This is a genomic window from Nonomuraea glycinis (genome assembly GCF_014646515.1).
Taxonomy (GTDB): domain Bacteria; phylum Actinomycetota; class Actinomycetes; order Streptosporangiales; family Streptosporangiaceae; genus Nonomuraea; species Nonomuraea glycinis.
Genome location: NZ_BMNK01000017.1, coordinates 176617 through 195650, shown reverse-complemented (window position 1 = coordinate 195650; position 19034 = coordinate 176617). Strand labels below are relative to the sequence as shown.

Here is a 19034-nt window from a genome sequence, read left to right as displayed (position 1 = left end):
TAGTCGAGGTATCCATGCGAAAGGGACAGCACCCCTGGAAGAATCCGGAGACCCCTAATGCAAGGAATCTCCTGAATGTCCCCAGTTGACCATTTCACCCACGGCATGCTCACCCCGGTCCTCGCCTACGTGATGTCGTGCGTGGGCTCGATGCTCGGGCTGCGGCTCACCGCGCAGGCCCACGCCTCACGAGGCGCCTCGCGGATCCGCTGGCTGCTCGGGGCTGCGGTCTCCATCGGTGGCACCGGCATCTGGGTCATGCACTTCATCGCCATGATGGGCTTCGAGGTCCAGGGCACCCAGATCCGGTACGACGTCCCGCTGACCGTCGCCTCGGTGGTCGTCGCCATCGTGGTCGTCGGCACCGGCCTGTTCCTGGTCTCCTACGGCCAGGGCCGGCTGCTCCCGCTGCTCGGCGGCGGCGTACTGACCGGGCTCGGCGTGGCCAGCATGCACTACCTCGGCATGTACGCCATGAACATGTCCGCGCACGTCTCCTACGACCGCACCCTCGTGATCGCGTCCGTGATCATCGCGGTGGTCGCCGCGACCGCCGCCCTGTGGTTCACGCTCCGAGTCAGGAGCCCTGTCTGGATCACCGGGGCGGCCATGGTCATGGGCCTGGCCGTGGCCGGCATGCACTACACCGGCATGTTCGCGCTGATCATCACGCCGGCCGCGCAGCCGGGGGCCGTGGGCGGCGCCGACGCGCTCGACTTCCTGGTGCCGCTCATGACGGTGATCAGCCTCATCACGCTCACCATGCTGCTCATGGTCATCCTGTCGCCGTCCGAGCGGGAGCTGAACGAGGACGCCGAGCTGGTGGCCCGCCTGGAGCGGCGCCGGCAGATCACGCAGGAGCAGCAGTTCGTCTATCCGGCTCAGGCCCCCGCCCCGGCTCCCCCGGCTCAGGCTCCCCCGGCTCAGGCTCCCCCGGCTCAGGCTCCCCCGGCCCCGCGACCGGTGCCGATCCTGCCCGCGCCCACCTACCACGGGCCCGCCCCCGCGGCCGGGCAGCGTCCCGGTTACCCCGCGCCCGCCGACCAGCAGCCTCCGATGCGTGGTCGTCGCCGCTAGTCAGTTGCCATTTTCACCGCCCACCGCACATACTCCCTTCATCAAGATCGAAGGGTAGGTATGTCCGCTATAGACCACTATGCTTACGGGTTGCTGACGCCCGTCGTCGCCTACGTCATGTCCAGCGTGGGCTGCATGCTCGGCCTGCTCCTCACCTCACGCGCCCGCCTGGTCAACGCCAAGGAGAGCCGCTACTGGCTGGCGGGAGCCGCCATCGCGATCGGCGGCACGGGCATCTGGACGATGCACTTCATCGCCATGACGGGATTCGCGGTGCACGGCACCGCGATCCGCTACGACGTCCCCCTCACCGTCGGGTCTGCGATCATCGCCATCGTGGTCGTCGGCGCCGGCCTGTTCCTTGTCCGTCGGGGCGGCGAGCGGCTGCCGTTCCTGTTCGGCGGCGGCGCGCTGACCGGGATCGGCGTGGCGGGCATGCACTACCTCGGCATGGCGGCGATGAACATGTCCGCGCACGTCTCCTACGACCCGCTGCTCGTGGCGGCATCGGTGCTCATCGCCATCGCGGCGGCGACGACGGCCCTCTGGTTCACCCTGCGGGTCCACGGCGCGCTGCGGATCGGCGCCGCGGCGCTGGTCATGGGCGTGGCGGTGACCGGGATGCACTTCACCGGCATGTACGCGCTGTCGGTGGAGGTCCACCCGGAGACGGCGCCGATCGCCGGGGCCAGGCCGATCGACTTCATGCTGCCGGTGATCGTCGGGATCAGCGTGGTCACCATGGGGTTGCTGCTGGCCCTCGTGCTCTCCCCGTCGGAACGGGAGCTGCGCAGGGAGCAGGAGTTCCTCGACCGCCTCCGGGACCAACGCGGCGGCGACGAGCCCCCGGCAGCCGGCAAGGGCGCGCCGGAAGTGGATCTCTTCGGCACGCCCCGCGGTCCAGCTGTCTCTTAAGCGGCGCTCTGTTTCACCTCAGCGGCGAGGAGGACGAATCCGCGCCGGGCCCAGCGCTCAAGGGCGGACGAGCACCTTCCCGACCGCGCCCTTCTCCACGGCCGACTGCGCGGCGGCTATGTCGCTGAGGTCGTAGTCGGAGACGGGCAGCGTGGTCAGTGCGTCCGCCTCGATGGCGGCATTCGTCCATGACGACAGCCGCTTGAACTCCGCTGCGGAGACGGTGTACATCAGCGCGAACTGAATCGACGCGTTCGCGCTGGCCAAGGGCAGGATCGGTATGCTGGGCCGTTCGGCTTCCCCTGCGTAGACGGCGATCACGGCATTGGGTCCGATGACGGCGGCGTCGGTGTCGATGTTCGCCCCCAGGGCGACCTCGACGATTCGATCGACCTGCCCGGCGGACGCCAGGATCCTTTCCGCGACGTCCTCCTCGCGATAGTTCAGCACGAGGTCGGCGCCCGCGGCACGCGCCAGCTCCCCCTTCGCCTCCGAGCTGACCGTGGTGATCACGTGGGCCCCCGCATGCTTCGCCAACTCGATCGCGAAGTGCCCGACGGCTCCCGCGCCCCCCGCGACGAGGACCGTCCGCCCTCGCACCGCGCTGGGATCACCACCGAGGCAGTACGCCGCCGTCAGCGCGGGAACACCGAGGCAGGCACCGAGCTCGTCCGACGCGTTGTCGGGGAGCGGGACCACTTTGTCCGCCGGTACCACCGCGAACTCGGCGGCCGTGCCGTACCGGTTGCCGGCCGCGGCCAGATAGAGCCACACGCGTTGGCCGACGGCGAACCCGGTCACCCCTGGGCCGACGGCGTCCACCCGGCCGGCACCGTCGTGATGGGGTACCTGGAAACCGTCGGGATCGCGGCCGGTGAGTCCGGCGCGGGCCTTCCAGTCCGTGGGATTCACGCCGGAAGCCGAGATCGCGACGCGTACCTCTCCCGCCTTGGGGTCGGGCACATCCAACTCGACGAGCTCTAGCACGTCCGGTGCGTGCCCGGTTGTCCGATAAATTGCTGCTCTCATGTAACACATGGTGCCCAGGTCTGGTTGGAGCGCGGCACAACCTCGTCGCGGCAGAGTTGGTCGCACCGCTATATCAAGACATACCCAGGTGGCGAAGAGTGAGCGGCGTCACACCCACACAGGCCCCGAGTGGGAGAAGTGAGCGCCTACGGCATCTGGTGCGGCCGGTCTGACCGAGTCGCCGCGCCGGATGGGCAGAGCCGCTCAGCCCACGAGGTCCACAGGAGCCACCTATGAGCACGACACAAGAGCCGGTAGTCACCGGCCCCCTGACCGAGCGCGAGATCCTCGCCATCCAGCACCTCATCGCCGAGATCGCGTTCGCCTTCGACAGCGGCGGCGACTACGCCGTACGGCTGGGCGAACTGCTGGCCGACGACGTCCAGTACGAGAACCCCGGGAAGACGCACCTTCACAGCCTGGCCGAGCTCGTCGAAACGCTCGAGAACTCGGCCGACCCCGCATTGAGCCACCACCTGTCCACCATGACCGTCCAGCCGGCGGGACCGGGCACGGCGACCTGCCGGTCCAAGGTGCTGACCTTCCGCTCGGGTGGACGGCTGAGCGTCGGCGAGTTCACCGACACGGTGCGCCGACAGCCGGACGGCCGCTGGCAGCTCACCCACCGGCTCGTGCGCCCGATCATCTGACCCACTCGGAGGAGACCCATGACCATGCCCTTCGGGCCGATTCGGCAACTCGGCTACATCGTCACGGACATCCACGCGGCCATGCGCCAGTGGATCGAAGGCCCAGGCGTCGGGCCGTTCTACTACCTGGAGAACAACGGCGCCCTGGCGCAATCCGGTGGCGTGCAGATCGAGCTGATCCAGCTGCGCGACGACTCGCCGTCGTTCTTCCACACGTACGTCGGCAAGTTCGGCGAGGGCCTGCACCATGTCGCCTTCTGGACCGAGCACTTCGACGCCTGCGTGGAGACCGCGCTGGCCCGCGGGTACGTCGAGATCCACCACGGCAGATCGGGACGCGGCAGGCCCGACGACCGGTTCGCCTACTTCGACGGCGGGGCCGCCGACGGCACCGCCATCGAGATCTCCGAGCGAGGGGTCGACAAGCGCGCGCTGTTCGACGCGATCGCCCAGGCCGCCGAGGGCTGGGATGGCACCAGGCCCGTCCGCGACATGGCGGCCCTGCTGTCCGAGATCACCGGGACGGGAAACGGGACGGGGCCGCGATGAGAGCAGTGCTGATCCAGCGTCACGCCGACGGCGCGACGCTCGCCCTCGGCGACGTCCCGGAGCCGGAACTCGGCCACGGCCAGGTCCGGATCGCCGTCCGCGCCGTCTCGGTCAACTACGTCGACCGGTTCGTGCCTCAGGGCGGGTACGGCAAGCCCCCCGCGGACGGCGTTCCGTGGGTGGCGGGCCTGGACGCCGCCGGGGAGGTCACCGAGGTCGGCGACGGCGTCACCGGCGTGCGAGTCGGTGACCGGGTGATGGCCATGGTGCCCAGCAGCCTGGCGGAGCAGGTGGTCGCCGACGCGCGGTTCACCGTCCCGATCCCGCCGGAATGGTCCCACGAGGAGGGCGCGGCCGCGATCGTCGCCCTGCTGACCGAATGCAGCGCGCTGAGCGCCGCCGACGGCCTAAGTGCCGGCGAAAGCGTCGTCATCACCGGCGCCACCTCGGGCATGGGGCTGCAAGGAGTGCAACTCGCACGGCATCTCGGGGCCGGCCGGATCATCGCCGTGGCGCGATCGGACCGCGCGGACGACGTCCTCCACCGCCTCGGCGCCGATCTCGTCCTGCACAGCCCGGGGCGCGGCTTCGCGAAGCACGTGCTCGACGCGACCGGCGGGACAGGCGCCGACGTGGCCGTGGACCACGTCGGCGGGAGCTACTTCCCCGACCTCGTCGCCGCGGCGGCGATCAACGGGCGGATCGTCAACGTCGGGCGTGCCGCGGGCGCGGAGGCGACGGCGGATCTAGAGGCGTTCTCGCTGAAGCAACTCACCCTCCGCGGGGTCACCTTCCGCACCCGCACCCCGGCCGAGCTGACCGGTCTCTACCAGCAGGTCCGGAATCTGGACCTCACGAAGCTTCGCCCGGTCATCGAGCGTGTCGTCCCCTGGCAACAGACCGAGGAGGCACAAGGACTCCTGTCCACCGGCGCCGTCGTCGGGAAGGTCGTCATCCGGGTCGCCGTCGAGGACTAGCACTTCCGGGGCCGTCCCTCGCGACCTCCACCCCCCCCTTTGCACCAAGGAGTACGGTCATGACAACAGATCAGCGGGGGACGTCCCCCTCCCACTCTCTGAAGCACACGCGGCGTGCGGCCGCCGCGAGCTTGGGCGGGACGATACTCGAGTACTACGACTTCGCCATCTACGGGCTGGCCTCGGCCCTGGTCTTCGGACCGCTCTTCTTCCCCTCCGCCGATCCGACGGTGGGTGTGCTGGCGTCGTTCGTCACCTTCGGCGTCGGCTTCCTCGCCCGCCCACTCGGCGGCATCGTCTTCGGCCACTTCGGTGACCGGCTGGGGCGAAAGAACGTCCTCGTCACGACGATGCTCATCATGGGCGTGTCCACGGTGCTGATCGGCTGCCTCCCCGGATACGACTCGATCGGTTACTGGGGAGCGGTGCTGCTCGTCCTGCTCCGGCTCGCGCAGGGATTCGCCTTCGGCGGCGAACAACCCGGTGCGGTCCTCCTCGTCGCCGAGCACGCCGCCGAGGGGCGCCGAGGGCTGTTCGCCTCACTGCCCGGAGCGGGCGTGTCCTTCGGCCTGGTCCTCGGCAATCTCGCGTTCCTCGCCGTCAACAACACCATGGACCCCGCGACGGTGCTGACGTGGGGCTGGCGCATCCCGTTCTGGGCGGGCGGTCTCCTGGTTCTCATCGGACTCCTGATCAGGTTCGGACTGGCCGAGACCCCGGACTTCGAGCGGAACAAGGCGAACGATCAGGTGTCGGCCTCCCCGATCCGCGACGTCATCCGTACCCACCCGGCCCAGATCCTGCTCGCCGGCGGCGTACAGGCAGGCCAGGCGGTGGCGTCGTACATCACCGTCATCTACAGCCTGGCGTACGCACGCGAGCACGATGTGCCCGCCTCACTGCCGCTGCTCGGGATCATTCTCAGCGGCGCGCTGCACCTCGCCCTCGTCCCCGCCGCGGGCGCCCTGTCCGACCGTTTCGGCAGGCTGCCCACGTATCTCGCGGGCGCGGTGTTCATCGCGATCACCGCGTTGTTCTTCTTCCCCATGATCGCGAGCGGTTCCGCGGTGCTCGTGCTCTGCGCCTATCTGCTGCTCTTCGGCATCGGCTGGGCCGTCATCACGGGCGTCTACCCCGTGATGATCGCCGAGGCATTCGCCACGAAGGTCAGCTATTCAGGCCTGTCCCTGGGCATGCAGCTCGGGGTCGTCATCGGCGGTCTGACACCTTTCGTCGCCACACTGGTCGCGACGTTGCCGAACGGCTCGACCCTGCTCGGCATCGGCCTCTCGGTGGTCGTCCTGCTGTCCGGCTGGTGTGCCGCGGCGATCGTCCGGCGCACGACCCGGGCGGGCGTGGCCGCCACCATCGACCAGCCCGCCTGATTGGAGGCTGCTACAACGGGCGTGCGGCTGGGCCGAAAACTCTCTCCGCGACCGGGCGATTCATGTCGTCTCGTCCGGGTCCGCGGCGAGGGCCCAGGCCACTTCGAGCAACGTATCCGCGGAATCCAGGTTCGCCCCGGTGATCTCCGCGAAGCGCGCGAGCCGGTAGCGAAGGGTGTTCTGGTGGACGACCAGTGCCTCGGCCGCGCGGGCCACGTTCTTGTCCGCGCTCACGTAGGCGCGGACGCTGCGCCAGATGAGCTCGCCGAACTCGCCCATCGGGTCGAGCGGCGCTCGGTAGCGGCGTAGCAGAAGCGAGGTGACGGCGTCGTCCCGGTCCACCGCGAGCCGCCAGCCGATGTCCTCGATCCTGCGCCGGCCGCGAACGCCATGCTGCCGCATCCAGTCGTAAATGCGGGTCGCGAGCTCGAACGAGCCCGCGACCTCGGGCAGCGGTGCCGCAGGGCCGAGCGCGACGACGTCCTCGCCGGCCAGGACACCGATGGGGCCGGACAGCAGCCCGAAGCAATATCCGTCGGCGACCACGACCAGGCCGGTCGCCCGCGTTTCCAGGCGACGTCGCAGGGCCTCCACCGACGCGCCCTGCGCGGTGCCTGCCTTCACCGTCAGGTAGTCGATGGTGGTGTCCAGGCCGAGCTCCTCCCCCCGCGCGTGAACCTCGGGAACCGGGAGCCCTCCGGCGAGGACCTTCTCCAGGAACTCCGCGCGCAACTGGGAGTGCCGCAGCGCGCCGGTGAGCTGCCGGCTCCGAAAAAGCGCGGTCATCTGATTGGTCATCAGGTCGCTCAGTTGCCAGAGCACGCGGACGGCATTGAGCACCTCGGCCACGTCGACGTCCTGTTCGGCCGCGATCTCGATGAATCGTTCCTGGATGACGCCGATGGACTTACGCCAGCCCTGGATCCCGTCCTCGACCCGGAGCCCCTGCCCGAGGCGCTCGTCGACCCGGATGGTCAGGGCCTCGACATCGCGGTCGTCAATGACGGGCGCCCCGGCGAGAAGCGAGTCGCGGACGGTCTCCAGGTTCATCCGGACCGACGCCTCGATGGCGCTGCGCGGCACCACCGCGTACGGCGGCCGTTGCTCGTCGCCGAACGCGACGGTGCGCGCGACGAGTTCGTCGACGTCGTCCATCAGCCTCGCCACGCTGTCGCGAAACGATCGCCCGGCGACATCGGCGGGCAGTGCCGATGGTTCCAATTCCTGCCTCCTGTCACAGCATTCTGCCAGACGTTGTAGCGGCATCCAATCGCGGTCGCCGACGGTTGGGGCGCTCGCCGTAGAAGCGGGGGCGGCCGCACTGGACCATCGAGTCGTTGAAGCACTGCGCAGGCGGCGACACGCCGGCCGGTCAGCAGTGCCACAGGTCGATGAGAGGAGCCGGCTGATGAGCAGCGCTGCCGACATCGCGACAAACCTCATATCGCCGTCCAAGCCGCCCCGCGTCGGCGCCGACGGCACGTCAAAGGGACGTGGGGAGTGAGGATCACCGAATTCTTCGATCGCGGGCTCCGTCAGAACCCGGACGGTCCGGCGTACATCATGGACGGCCGCCAGTGGACCTACCGCGAGGCGTACGCCTTGTCCTGCCGGGTGGCGCAGGGGTTGAGCGCCGCCCTGGAGCCAGGCACGAAGGTCGCCGTCCTGTCGCCGAACCACCCGGAGGCCTGGATCTGCGTGATCGGCAGCTGGCGGGCCGGAATGCTCTGGGTGCCGCTGAACCCCGCCATGCCGCAGGAGGAGACGGCCGAACTCGCCGCGGCCTTCGACTGCGAAGCGATCTTCTACCACTCGTCGATGGCAGGCGTGGTGGAGTCGCTCCGGGGCAAGTCGCCTGGTCTCCGATTGGCCGTATGCCTCGACCGGGAGATGGCGGACGACCCCGAACTGCACCGCTGGTGCGCCGCCTACCCCGCCGAACCTCCGGACGTCCGGACCGCGATCGACGACGTCGTCGCGATTCCGCCGACCGGTGGGACGACGGACAGGCCCAAGGGCGTGATGAGCACCCATCGCAACTTCCACACGTCCACCGCTCACCTGCTGATGCTGCTGGGCTACGAGGCCCACCAGCCGATCGTCAACCTCGCCGCAGCGCCGATGACGCACACCAGCGGGCTCCTCAGCCTGCCGGCGACGGCGCGGGGCGGCACGGTCGTGGTCCTGGAGAAGGCCGACCACACGGTGCTCGCCGACGTGGTCGAAAAGTACGGCGTCACCGAGATGTTCCTGCCCCCGACGGTGATCTACCGCTGGCTCGACCATCTGGAGGGCCAGAAACGCGACTTCTCATCGCTGCACTACCTGATCTATGCCTCCGCGCCCATGTCGGTCGACCGGCTCAGACAGGCCATCGACGTCTTCGGGCCCGTGATGACGGCCGCGTACGGCCAGACGGAGTCCCCGGGAACCATCGCGCTGATGCGATGCGCGGAACTCTTCGATCCGGACGGCGGCCTCAATGAGACGCGGCTCGCCTCCTGCGGCCGGCCGACCCCGCTCATCTCCTTCGAGATCCGCGACGACAAGGGCAACGCCGTGCCCCGGGGGACGGCGGGCGAGATCTGCGTGCGCGGGGACACGGTCATGGCGGGCTACTACGCCCAGCCCGAGCAGACGGCGGCGACGGTGGTGGACGGCTGGCTGCACACCGGCGACATCGGCCACCTCGACGACGACGGCTACCTCTACATCACCGACCGGAAGAAGGACCTGATCATCTCGGGTGGTTTCAACGTGTACCCGAGCGAGGTGGAACAGGTCCTGTGGAGCCATCCCGCGGTGGGTGACTGCGCCGTCGTCGGCATTCCGCATCCGGACTGGGGTGAAGCGGTGACCGGCGTGGTCGAGCTGCGTTCAGGGGCCGACGCCACCCCCGAGGAGCTCATCGCCTGGTGTCGCGAGCGGCTGGGTGGCGTCCGGGCTCCGAAGCGCATCGACATCGTCCGGGAGCTCCCGCGCAGCCCCAACGGGAAGGTTCTCAAGAATCGTGTGCGCGAGCCGTACTGGCGTGGCGTCGACCGGCAGATCTGACGCCTGCCGCAGAAGACCGAAGGAGAACCCCCATGGCATCCGACGAGCCGATCCGACGGCGACGCCGTCTTCCGCGGTGGTCAGACCTCACCGACGTGATCGACCTGCGCACCTTCGCCCCGCCGACGACGGAGCACCGCCTCGCCCGCGCCCGCAGCCTCGGGGATCTGCGGGCGATCGCCCGGCGGCGCGTTCCCCGCGCCGTGTTCGACTATGTCGACGGCGGCGCGGAGTCGGAGATCAGCCTGGCCCGTGCCCGTGCGGCCTACCGGGACGTCCACTTCCACCCGGCGGTACTGCGCGACGTCTCCCAGGTCGAGCTCGGCCGCGTGCTGCTCGGCAAGCAGTCGGAGCTCCCCGTCGTGCTCGCACCGACCGGCTACACCCGGATGATGCACCACGACGGGGAGGTGGCCGTGGCGCGCGCCGCCGCGCGGGCGGGCATCCCGTACACCCTGTCGACGATGGGGACCACGTCCGTCGAGGACCTCGTCGCCGCCGAGCCCACCGGCCGGAAATGGTTCCAGCTGTACCTCTGGCGCGATCGGGCGGCGGGAGAGGACCTCGTCAAGCGGGCCCTGGCGGCCGGCTACGACACCCTGATGCTGACCGTCGACACACCGGTCTCCGGCGCTCGGCTACGGGACCTGCGCAACGGCCTGACCATCCCACCGATGATCGGCCCCCGGACGCTCGCCGACATGGCTCTCCATCCGCGCTGGTGGGCGAACCTGCTGACCACCGATCCGCTGAGTTTCGCGTCGTTCGGCTCCTGGAAGGGGACGGCCGCCGAGCTCGCCGACAGCCTGTTCGACCCCGGCGCGGGCATCGACGACCTCCGCCGGCTACGCGACGCCTGGCCCCACTCGCTGGTGGTGAAAGGGATCCAGACCGTCGAGGACGCCCGCATGGTGGTCGACGCCGGAGCCGACGGCGTGGTCGTCTCCAACCACGGCGGGCGGCAACTGGACCGGGCGGCGACGCCGTTGCGGGTGCTGCCGCACGTCCGTGCGGCCGTCGGCGACCGCGCCGAGGTCTTCGTCGACGGCGGTGTCAGGTCCGGAGCGGACGTCGCCGCGGCGATCGCCCTCGGGGCGACAGGCGTCCTGGTGGGCCGGGCCTACCTCTACGGCCTGATGGCCGGCGGGGAGCGAGGCGTGGACCGGGCGCTGGACATCCTGCGCACTGAGCTGACCCGTACCCTCCGCCTGCTCGGGGTCGCGGAGATCGACGCGCTCCCGAACGGCCATGCCACGCTGGGCGACCCGGCGGCAGGAAACGCACAGAGTTGACGACACCCGCTCAAGGAGCACCGATGTTGTTGTCCCAGCCCATCGACGACTTCCGCCTCGCCTACGACCGGCATGGCGACCCTGCCGGGTCGCCCGTCCTCCTGCTGCACGGCTGGCCGGGTGACCGGACCGACCATGCGGCTGTGGCCGAACGGCTCGCCGGCACCGGGTTCGACGTCGTCGTACCGGACCTGCGTGGGTTCGGACAGTCAGACAAGCACGACCGGGATCCCGCCGAGTGCTACGGGGCCCCGGCCCAGGCGCGCAGCGTGGCCGGGCTGCTCGACGAGCTGGGAGTCTCGGCGGCCGTGGTCGGCGGTTACGACATCGGCGGCCGCGTCGGCTCGCAGCTGGCCGTCGACCGGCCGGACCTGGTGCGCGCCCTGGTGGTCACCCCGCCGGCCCCGGGCGTCGGGCGGCGGGTCCTCGACGAGCATCCGATACGCGAATTCTGGTACCAGTCGTTCCACCAGCTCGAACTCGCCCGCGATCTGATCGACGGCGACGTGAGCCGCGCCCGCGCCTACCTGAAGCACTTCTGGTCACGCTGGTCCGGCCCGGACTACACCGTCGACGACGAGCGGCTCGACCACCTCGCCGCCGCCTACGGCGCTCCTGGGGCGTTCGTCGCGTCGATCGGCTGGTACCGCGCGGGGAGCGGAATGGTCGCCCGCGCGCTCGCCGAGACCGAGCCGGACCCCGCCGACCGGATCGCCGTCCCGACGACGTTCCTGTGGCCCGAACATGACCCGCTCTTCCCCCGCGCGTGGTCCGACCGGCTCGACGCGTTCTTCGCGGACGTGACGGTGGTGCCCGTGGACGGGGTCGGGCACTTCGTGCCCGTGGAGGCACCCGGCGTGTTCGCCGACACGATCGCCACGGTCGCGGCGTAACCCCGCCCCTGGCGGACGGCCACCGACCTGGTCCAGGTCGATCCGGGGCCGGTGTTCGCCACGCCCGGCGACAGGACTCCCTCAACACCGACGATGACAGGAGCAGCAGATGTACAGCGACTACGAATTCCTCAAGGTGGAGCCGGGGGCGGATCGAGTCCTCCGGATCACCATGAACCGCCCCGAGAAGCTGAACGCGTCCGGCGAGATCGGGCACGCCGAACAGGGCCGCATCTGGCGTGAGTTCGACGCCGACCCGGAGATGAACGTCGCCCTGATCACCGGCGCGGGACGTGCCTTCTGCGCGGGCGGTGACATCAAAGAGGGCAACGGGCCCCTCCCCGTCGACACGCGCGACGGCCGCGCCCTGGTGCGCAACATGATCGCATGCCGCAAGCCGATCGTCTCCGCCATCAACGGGGTCGCGGTCGGCGGTGGCCTGGCGATCGCCCTGCTCGCGGACATCTCGATCGCCAGCGAGCGAGCGGTGCTCATCGACGGCCACGTCAGACTCGGTCTCGCGGCGGGCGATCACGCCGCCCTCGTGTGGCCCCTCGCGATCGGCATGGCCCGCTCGAAGTACCACCTCCTGCTCGGCAACCGGATCACCGGCCGGGAAGCCGCCGAGATCGGGCTGGTCGGCACGTGCGTCCCCCACGAGGACCTCATGCCGACCGCGAACGAGATCGCGACGCGGCTCGCCGAGGGGCCGCAGTTCGCCATCCAGGGCACCAAGGCGGCGTTGAACGACTGGTACCTGCACAACATCGGCATTTTCGAGCACTCGCTCTACGTCGAGGCCCTCAGCGCGACGCTGCCGGACGCCGAGGCCGGAATCCGTGCCGTGCGCGAGGGCACCGAACCCGAGTTCCCCGGGGCCGTCAACTCCGACAGGTACTAGCCCACGCCCCTTCCCGACCCCCAGCCAGACAAGAGAAGAGGAACTCGCACATGCAGCAGATCGCCGTCTCGTCCGACATCCCGCTGGAGATCGCCGTCGACGCGATTCCGGACGATGACCGGGTGTGGGTCCCGCAGGCCCCGGGCGTCTTCTTCCGCCCGCTGTTCATCAACACCGTGACCGGCCAATGGTGCAACCTTCTCAAGGTGACCAAGTCAGGCATCGTCTCCCGTCACAGGCATCCCGGCATCGTCGTCGGATACGTCATCGCGGGCGAGTGGAAGTACGACGAGCACGACTGGACGGCTCGCGCCGGAGGGTTCGTCTACGAGCCGCCCGGCGAGATCCACACCCTGCGGGTTCCCGACCACTGCCAAGAGATGATCACCTTCTTCAACATCAGCGGCGCGATGATCTACCTCGACGAGGACGGCCGCCAGATCGGCTACGAGGACGCCTTCACCAAGTTGGACATGTGCCGCGCCCACTACGCGGCGAACGGCCTGGGAGCCGACTATGCCGACCGGTTCCGACGCTGACCCCGGCACCCCGGCGAGCCCTCGACGCCCGCCGATGGCGTATCGGACCGAAGAGACCCGAGGAGCTCTGACCATGGCGACGAACGCCGTGACGCGGAACGCCACCATGCGTGCCGCCGTCTGGACCGCTCCGGGACGCGTCGACGTACGCGACGTCCCGTATCCGCACGTACCGGACGGATGGCTGCTCCTGCGGGTGGAGTACGGCGGCATCTGCGGAACCGACCTCGCCATCGTCGCGGGACGGCACCCCCGAGCGACCGCCCCCCTGGTGATCGGTCACGAGATCGTCGGAACCGTCGAACGAACGGGTCCCGACGGACCGCCCGCCGGAACGCGAGCGGTGGTCGAGCCGCTCATCGCCTGCGGCCGTTGCCGGGCCTGCCGCGATCAGGCAGCACACGTATGCCGCGAGCTCGAACTGTTCGGAATCGACGCGGCGGGCGGCCTCGCCGACTACATGGCGGTGCCGGCCGACCGGGTCGTCCCGGTGCGGCCTGGGGTGCCGGTTCGTCGCGCCGCATGGGCGGAGCCCCTCGCCGTCGCGGTGCACTCGGTGGCTCAAGCGCGGATGCGGGGAGGCGAGTCGGTGCTCGTCTTCGGCGCGGGCCCGATCGGCATCCTCGTCGCGCTGGTCGCCCGCGAGGCCGGTGCCGCCCGCATAGTCATCGCCGAACCGAAGGCGAGCCGCAGAAGAGCAGCCGCCGCCTGCGGCTTCGAAACCGTCCCCGACGGCGTCGACCCGGCGACCTGGTTCCGCTCCACGAACGCATCCGAGGGGGCGGACATCGTCTTCGACACGGCAGGACATCGCGACGTCGCCCGCGTGCTGCCCGCCTCGGCTCGCGAGACCGGCACGATCGTGCTGGTGGCCGTCTACCCGGACCCGGTAGCGCTCGACCTGAGAGCCCTGTGTTTCGGCGAGCAGCGCCTGCTCGGTTCCCGGGTCTACACCCGCGATGACCTCACCGAGGCCGTGGCACTCCTCCCGGACGACCCACTCGGCCTCGACCGCTTGCCAGTGGCGGTCTTCCCTCTGGACGAAGCCGCCGCGGCCTTCCACGCAGCGCGCGCCGACGACGCCCCCATGAAGGTCCTCATCGAAATCGCCGATCCTTCCGCTGTGGCAGAAGTCGCGGACCGATGCCTTACAGGTGGTGAAGTGGCCGGACCGGCCACCGGCGAGGGCGCGCCGGAAGTGGATCTCTTCGGCACGCCCCGCGGTCGAACTATCTCTTAGTACGGCTTGCGACGCGTGGTGGGCCGCCGACTCTCCGCGGCGCAAGCCGTACCCTGAGGGGGTTTCAGCGGAAACCCGCTGGTCCTCAAGCTACGGCCGCCCGCTTGCAAGCCGCTTTCAATCAGCCGAAGAACACCTCGGCCTCGGCGTAACGCGACACCGGCACGGTCTTGAGCTCGGCCGTCGCCTCGTCGAGGCCGACCCGGACGATGTCGGTGCCGCGCAGCGCGACCATCGTCCCGTACTCACCCTCGTGCACGGCGTCGATCGCCTGCAGCCCGAACCTGGTGGCCAGCACCCGGTCGAACGCGGTGGGGGTGCCGCCGCGCTGGATGTGGCCGAGCACGGTGGTGCGGGCCTCCTTGCCGGTGCGCTTCTCGATCTCCTTGGCCAGCATCTCGCCGATGCCGCCGAGGCGCACGTGCCCGAACGCGTCGAGCTCGCCCGCCTGCAGCTCCATCTGCCCCTCGATCGGGTGCGCGCCCTCGGCCACGACGAGGATCGGCGAGTAGCGGGTGCGGAAGCGCGACTCGACGTACTCGCAGACCCGGTCGATGTCGAACGGCTTCTCCGGGATGAGGATGACGTTGGCGCCGCCGGCCATGCCCGCGTGCAGCGCGATCCAGCCGGCGTGCCTGCCCATGACCTCGCAGATCAGCGCCCGGTGATGGGACTCGGCGGTGGTGTGCAGCCGGTCGATGGCCTCCGTGGCGATGTTGACGGCGGTGTCGAAGCCGAAGGTGTAGTCGGTGCCCGACAGGTCGTTGTCGATGGTCTTGGGGACGCCGACCACCCGGACACCGCGCTCGAAGAGCTGCCTGGCCACGCCGAGCGTGTCCTCGCCGCCGATGGCGATCAGCGCGTCCACGCCGCTCGAGGCGAGGTTCTCCTTGATCCGGTCGACGCCACCCTCGATCTTGATCGGGTTGGTGCGCGACGAGCCGAGGATGGTGCCGCCCCTGGGCAGGATGCCGCGTACGGCCTGGATGTCCAGAGGCATCGTCTCGCCTTCGAGCGGGCCTCGCCAGCCGTCACGGAAGCCGACGAACTCGTGGCCGTAAACGCTCACGCCCTTCCGGACGACGGCTCTGATCACAGCGTTGAGACCGGGGCAATCGCCACCTCCGGTGAGCACTCCGATACGCATGACGGGTTCCTCCCGATGGGGTTCACGACCAGAATCGCATTGTGCCCGTACCGTCGGGCACTGGTCTAGACCAAACCAGAGCGTACCGACCGAAACCAGTCCTGGAGGCGATTTCGTGAGCGTGTTGGCCATCGACGCGGGAACGACGGGGGTCACCGCCTTGGTGGTGACCGAGGACGGCCGGATCGAGGCCCGCGGCTACGAAGAGTTCGCCCAGCACTTTCCGGAGCCTGGCTGGGTGGAGCACAATCCCGAGGATATCTGGCAGGCCACGCTGAGCGCCTGCGCGGCGGCCCTCGCGGCGGCCTCGGCCACGCCGGCCTGCGTCGGGATCACCAACCAGCGGGAGACGGCGGTGCTGTGGGACCGCCGGACGCTGGCCGCGCCCCGCCGCGCGATCGTCTGGCAGGACCGCCGCACCGCCGCGATCTGCGAGGACCTGCGCGCGCGGGGCCACGAACCGCGCGTGTCGGAGCTGACCGGCCTGCGCCTGGACCCCTACTTCACCGCTTCCAAGCTCGCCTGGATCGCCGCGCACGACCCGCGCGCCTGGCAGGGCGTCACCTCGGGGCAGGTCGCGGTCGGCACCGTCGACTCCTACCTCATCGCCCGCCTCACCGCGGGCGCGCAGCACGTGACCGACCCGTCCAACGCCTCCCGCACCCTGCTGTACGGCCTGAGCTCCGGCACCTGGGAGCCGGAGCTGTGCGAGCTGTTCGGCGTGCCGGAGGCGGCGCTGCCGTCGATCGTGCCCAACTTCGGCCCGCTGGGCAGGACGGATCCGGGCGCGTTCCTCGGGCTCGACCTGCCCATCAGCGGGGTGGCGGGCGACCAGCAGGCGGCGCTGTTCGGGCAGACCTGCTACGGCGTAGGCGAGGTGAAGTGCACCTACGGGACGGGCTCGTTCATCCTGACCAACACCGGCACGGAGATCGTCCGCTCGCAGGCCGGGCTGCTGACCACGGTGGCCTGGCAGGCGCCGTCCGGCGAGCGCACGTACGCGCTGGAGGGGTCGATCTTCGTGACCGGGGCCGCGGTGCAGTGGCTGCGTGACGGGCTCGGCCTGATCGGCACGGCGGCCGAGTCGGAGGCGGTGGCGCGCACCGTGCGCGACAGCGGCGGCGTGGTGTTCGTGCCCGCGCTGACCGGGCTCGGCGCGCCCCACTGGGACCCGCAGGCGCGCGGCCTGATCACCGGGATCACCCGGGGCACGACCAGGGCGCACCTGGTCCGGGCCACGCTGGAGGCGATCGCGTTCGAGGTGCGGGACGTGGTCGAGGTGATGACCGACGGAGCACCGGTGCTCAAGGCCGACGGCGGGGCCAGCGGCAACGACCTGCTGATGCAGCTCCAGGCCGACCAGCTCGGCACGGCCGTGGAACGGCCGGTGATCCAGGAGACCACGGCGCTGGGCGCGGCGTTCCTGGCCGGGCTTGGGGCGGGCGTGTGGGGGTCACGCGACGAACTGCGCAAGACCTGGCAGCTCGACCGCCGCTTCGAGCCGGGCGGCCGCGACGACGAGGCGTACGAGCGGTGGCGCGCGGCCGTCGAACTGGCTTCGACCCATCCGTCGTGACGTACGAGCGGTGGCGCGCGACCGTCGAACCGGCTTCGCGACCTACGAGCGGTGGCGCGCGGCCGTCGAGCCGGCTTTGTGACCTACGAGCGGTGGCGCGCGGCCGTCGAGTCGGCTCGTCATGACGTGCCAGCGGCCTCTGGCCAGGTGCTGAGGCCGCCGATACACTCACCGCCCATGGTAGACGTGGACGAGCAGGGCCGCCCGGAGCCTCCCCTCACCGCTGATGAGACCGGCACCGTTCTCGGGTTCCTGGACTACCAGCGCGCGACCCTGGCGTGGAAGTGCGCGGGACTCGACGCGGTCGGCCTGAGCGTCACCGTCGGGCCCTCGGCGATGTCCCTGGGCGGGCTGCTCAAGCACCTGGCCCACGTCGAGGACTCCTGGTTCTCCCGGTGGCTGCACGGGCGTGACCGGCAGCCGCCGTGGAACGCGGTGGACTGGACGGCCGACCCCGGCTGGGCCTGGCACTCGGCCGCGCAGGACACTCCCGAGCAGTTGCTGGAGCTCTGGCAGGACACCGTGGCCCGCTCCCGCGCCCTGGTGGCCCAGGCGCTGGCCGAGGGCGGCCTGGACCAGCCCGCCCGGCGCACCTGGCCGGACGGCCGGACGCCCAGCCTGCGCTGGATCCTGCTGCACATGATCGAGGAGTACGCGCGGCACAACGGCCATGCCGACCTGCTCCGGGAATCGGTGGACGGGCGCACCGGGGAGTGACGCGGCGGGGGACCACAGGCGACGCGCTCGCACGTGGCGCCCGCCGGCTTCGATCCGCGCAGCGGCGAGCGGTCGGCCGACCATGCTCCCAGCCATGTGGTTGGTATTACTATACCGGCGAGTGTTAGGCTGCTGGTATAACTATACCAACACCCTGTGGCTTGAGGTATTCATGATCGAACTGAAAACGCCGGCGGAGATCCAACGCATGCACGTGGCCGGGCGCTTCGTCGCCGAGGCGCTCTCCGAGGTCGGCCGGCTCGCCGACGTGGGCGTCAACCTCCTGGACCTGGAGCGCCACGTACGCGGCATGATCGAACGGCGCGGGGCGGAGTCGTGCTACTGGGACTATGCGCCGTCCTTCGGCAGCGGCCCGTTCCGCAACGTCATCTGCCTGTCGGTCAACGACGCCGTCCTGCACGGCCTGCCCCACGACTACACGCTGCGCGACGGCGACGTGCTCAGCGCGGACCTCGCGGTCAGCGTCGACGGCTGGGTGGCCGACTCGGCGCGTACGGTCGTCGTCGGCACCGCCGCCGAGGAGGACCTGCGGCTCATCCGTGCCACCGAGGAGGCGTTGGAGGCGGCGATCGAGGTGGCGCGTCCGGGCAATCGCGTGGGCGACCTCTCGGCGGCCATCGGGGCGGTGGCCCACGACTACGGCTATCCGGTCAACACCGAGTTCGGTGGCCACGGCATCGGCCGCACCATGCACGAGGGACCCCACGTGTCGAACAAGGGCCGGGCGGGGCGCGGCCTCACGCTCCGGCCGGGCCTGGCCCTCGCGCTCGAACCCTGGTTCGCCCGTACGACCGACCGGATCGTCTACGACGCCGACGGCTGGACCATCCGGTCGGCCGACGGCTCACGCACCGCCCACTCCGAGCACACGGTCGCCATCACCGAGGACGCCCCCTTGGTGCTCACCCGGCGCGTCACGGAGGCCTCCGTGACGAAAACCGGCTGAGCCCGCTTCCCGGTGTTGAGGGTGGTCGGCAAGGAGGGGATGTTGTAGCAGGCGGCGTCCAAGGCGAGGATCTGGCGGCGGTTGTCGGGGCTGGCATGCCGGTCTACCACTTCCGCATCCGCCTGG

At 70.2% G+C, this 19034-nt stretch carries 18 protein-coding genes; 15 read left to right on the top strand and 3 right to left on the bottom strand.

Features of this window, described 5'->3' with window-relative positions; genetic code table 11:
• The first annotated feature begins 75 nt into the window (after positions 1 to 75).
• Together IEY87_RS36260 and IEY87_RS36255 are read left to right on the top strand one after the other, a co-directional pair.
• Positions 76 to 1077 carry an MHYT domain-containing protein gene (locus tag IEY87_RS36260; RefSeq protein ID WP_225277963.1) on the top strand — a complete coding sequence of 334 codons (1002 nt, stop codon included), beginning with the start codon at positions 76 to 78 and terminating at the stop codon, positions 1075 to 1077.
• A gap of 90 nt (positions 1078 to 1167) precedes the next feature.
• Positions 1168 to 1992, top strand: a complete 825-nt coding sequence (locus tag IEY87_RS36255) for an MHYT domain-containing protein (protein ID WP_225277964.1) — start codon at positions 1168 to 1170, stop codon at positions 1990 to 1992.
• Between the two features lie 57 nt (positions 1993 to 2049).
• Here the strand turns inward: IEY87_RS36255 and IEY87_RS36250 are convergent, their stop codons facing one another.
• Positions 2050 to 3021, bottom strand: a complete 972-nt coding sequence (locus IEY87_RS36250) for an NADPH:quinone reductase (RefSeq protein ID WP_189143351.1) — start codon at positions 3019 to 3021, stop codon at positions 2050 to 2052.
• A gap of 233 nt (positions 3022 to 3254) precedes the next feature.
• On the opposite strand from IEY87_RS36250, the gene IEY87_RS36245 reads away from it, so the two are divergent.
• Genes IEY87_RS36245 through IEY87_RS36230 form a run of 4 tightly spaced genes read left to right on the top strand, consistent with a single transcriptional unit; the run spans position 3255 to position 6582 of the window.
• Entirely contained in the window at positions 3255 to 3671 is a 417-nt protein-coding gene (locus IEY87_RS36245; RefSeq protein WP_189143350.1) for a YybH family protein, read from the top strand.
• A gap of 18 nt (positions 3672 to 3689) precedes the next feature.
• Positions 3690 to 4220, top strand: coding sequence for a VOC family protein (locus IEY87_RS36240; protein WP_189143349.1), 531 nt, complete (start codon positions 3690 to 3692; stop codon positions 4218 to 4220).
• Positions 4217 to 5197 (top strand): quinone oxidoreductase family protein, encoded by a 981-nt coding sequence (locus IEY87_RS36235; protein WP_189143348.1) that lies wholly within the window; start codon positions 4217 to 4219, stop codon positions 5195 to 5197. Before IEY87_RS36240 ends, IEY87_RS36235 begins: the two co-directional genes overlap by 4 nt.
• A gap of 59 nt (positions 5198 to 5256) precedes the next feature.
• Positions 5257 to 6582, top strand: coding sequence for an MFS transporter (locus tag IEY87_RS36230; protein WP_189143347.1), 1326 nt, complete (start codon positions 5257 to 5259; stop codon positions 6580 to 6582).
• A 60-nt stretch (positions 6583 to 6642) separates the two neighbouring features.
• Here the strand turns inward: IEY87_RS36230 and IEY87_RS36225 are convergent, their stop codons facing one another.
• Positions 6643 to 7737, bottom strand: a complete 1095-nt coding sequence (locus IEY87_RS36225) for a PucR family transcriptional regulator (protein WP_189143346.1) — start codon at positions 7735 to 7737, stop codon at positions 6643 to 6645.
• A 345-nt stretch (positions 7738 to 8082) separates the two neighbouring features.
• On the opposite strand from IEY87_RS36225, the gene IEY87_RS36220 reads away from it, so the two are divergent.
• From IEY87_RS36220 to IEY87_RS36195, 6 genes are all read left to right on the top strand, one after another.
• Complete coding sequence (locus IEY87_RS36220) at positions 8083 to 9636, top strand: class I adenylate-forming enzyme family protein (protein WP_189143345.1); 1554 nt, start codon at positions 8083 to 8085, stop codon at positions 9634 to 9636.
• A gap of 32 nt (positions 9637 to 9668) precedes the next feature.
• Positions 9669 to 10928, top strand: a complete 1260-nt coding sequence (locus IEY87_RS36215; RefSeq protein WP_189143344.1) for an alpha-hydroxy acid oxidase — start codon at positions 9669 to 9671, stop codon at positions 10926 to 10928.
• 23 nt (positions 10929 to 10951) lie between these two features.
• Positions 10952 to 11821 carry an alpha/beta fold hydrolase gene (locus IEY87_RS36210; RefSeq protein WP_189143343.1) on the top strand — a complete coding sequence of 290 codons (870 nt, stop codon included), beginning with the start codon at positions 10952 to 10954 and terminating at the stop codon, positions 11819 to 11821.
• A gap of 109 nt (positions 11822 to 11930) precedes the next feature.
• Entirely contained in the window at positions 11931 to 12722 is a 792-nt protein-coding gene (locus tag IEY87_RS36205) for an enoyl-CoA hydratase/isomerase family protein (RefSeq protein ID WP_189143342.1), read from the top strand.
• 50 nt (positions 12723 to 12772) lie between these two features.
• Positions 12773 to 13261, top strand: a complete 489-nt coding sequence (locus IEY87_RS36200; RefSeq protein ID WP_189143341.1) for a 2,4'-dihydroxyacetophenone dioxygenase family protein — start codon at positions 12773 to 12775, stop codon at positions 13259 to 13261.
• Between the two features lie 73 nt (positions 13262 to 13334).
• Complete coding sequence (locus tag IEY87_RS36195; protein WP_189143340.1) at positions 13335 to 14501, top strand: zinc-dependent alcohol dehydrogenase; 1167 nt, start codon at positions 13335 to 13337, stop codon at positions 14499 to 14501.
• Positions 14502 to 14622: 121 nt separating this feature from the next.
• Here the strand turns inward: IEY87_RS36195 and IEY87_RS36190 are convergent, their stop codons facing one another.
• The gene (locus IEY87_RS36190) at positions 14623 to 15648 is read right to left on the bottom strand and encodes a 6-phosphofructokinase (RefSeq protein WP_189143339.1); all 1026 of its coding nucleotides are present in this window, start codon (positions 15646 to 15648) and stop codon (positions 14623 to 14625) included.
• Positions 15649 to 15763: 115 nt separating this feature from the next.
• Between IEY87_RS36190 and glpK the strand changes: the two genes are divergently transcribed.
• The 3 genes from glpK (at position 15764) to map (ending at position 18908) form a co-directional block, all read left to right on the top strand.
• A complete protein-coding gene (gene glpK / locus IEY87_RS36185; RefSeq protein ID WP_189143338.1) occupies positions 15764 to 17224 on the top strand; it encodes a glycerol kinase GlpK in 1461 nt (486 codons plus the stop codon).
• Between the two features lie 177 nt (positions 17225 to 17401).
• Positions 17402 to 17941: a DinB family protein gene (locus IEY87_RS36180; protein ID WP_189143337.1), complete on the top strand. Its 540-nt coding sequence runs from the start codon at positions 17402 to 17404 to the stop codon at positions 17939 to 17941.
• Positions 17942 to 18113: 172 nt separating this feature from the next.
• On the top strand, positions 18114 to 18908 hold the full coding sequence (map, locus tag IEY87_RS36175; protein ID WP_189143336.1) for a type I methionyl aminopeptidase: 795 nt from the start codon (positions 18114 to 18116) through the stop codon (positions 18906 to 18908).
• The last annotated feature ends 126 nt before the right edge of the window (positions 18909 to 19034 follow it).

Bases quoted from the DNA above. Each gene is read 5' to 3' on its own strand.
- IEY87_RS36250 (WP_189143351.1), bottom strand. From the start codon at position 3,021: ATGAGAGCAGCAATTTATCGGACAACCGGGCACGCACCGGACGTGCTA.
- IEY87_RS36260 (WP_225277963.1), top strand. From the start codon at position 76: ATGTCCCCAGTTGACCATTTCACCCACGGCATGCTCACCCCGGTCCTC.
- IEY87_RS36230 (WP_189143347.1), top strand. From the start codon at position 5,257: ATGACAACAGATCAGCGGGGGACGTCCCCCTCCCACTCTCTGAAGCAC.
- IEY87_RS36190 (WP_189143339.1), bottom strand. From the start codon at position 15,648: ATGCGTATCGGAGTGCTCACCGGAGGTGGCGATTGCCCCGGTCTCAAC.
- IEY87_RS36180 (WP_189143337.1), top strand. From the start codon at position 17,402: ATGGTAGACGTGGACGAGCAGGGCCGCCCGGAGCCTCCCCTCACCGCT.
- IEY87_RS36235 (WP_189143348.1), top strand. From the start codon at position 4,217: ATGAGAGCAGTGCTGATCCAGCGTCACGCCGACGGCGCGACGCTCGCC.
- IEY87_RS36205 (WP_189143342.1), top strand. From the start codon at position 11,931: ATGTACAGCGACTACGAATTCCTCAAGGTGGAGCCGGGGGCGGATCGA.
- IEY87_RS36215 (WP_189143344.1), top strand. From the start codon at position 9,669: ATGGCATCCGACGAGCCGATCCGACGGCGACGCCGTCTTCCGCGGTGG.
- IEY87_RS36245 (WP_189143350.1), top strand. From the start codon at position 3,255: ATGAGCACGACACAAGAGCCGGTAGTCACCGGCCCCCTGACCGAGCGC.
- IEY87_RS36200 (WP_189143341.1), top strand. From the start codon at position 12,773: ATGCAGCAGATCGCCGTCTCGTCCGACATCCCGCTGGAGATCGCCGTC.
- map (WP_189143336.1), top strand. From the start codon at position 18,114: ATGATCGAACTGAAAACGCCGGCGGAGATCCAACGCATGCACGTGGCC.
- IEY87_RS36210 (WP_189143343.1), top strand. From the start codon at position 10,952: ATGTTGTTGTCCCAGCCCATCGACGACTTCCGCCTCGCCTACGACCGG.
- IEY87_RS36225 (WP_189143346.1), bottom strand. From the start codon at position 7,737: ATGGACGACGTCGACGAACTCGTCGCGCGCACCGTCGCGTTCGGCGAC.
- IEY87_RS36240 (WP_189143349.1), top strand. From the start codon at position 3,690: ATGACCATGCCCTTCGGGCCGATTCGGCAACTCGGCTACATCGTCACG.
- IEY87_RS36195 (WP_189143340.1), top strand. From the start codon at position 13,335: ATGGCGACGAACGCCGTGACGCGGAACGCCACCATGCGTGCCGCCGTC.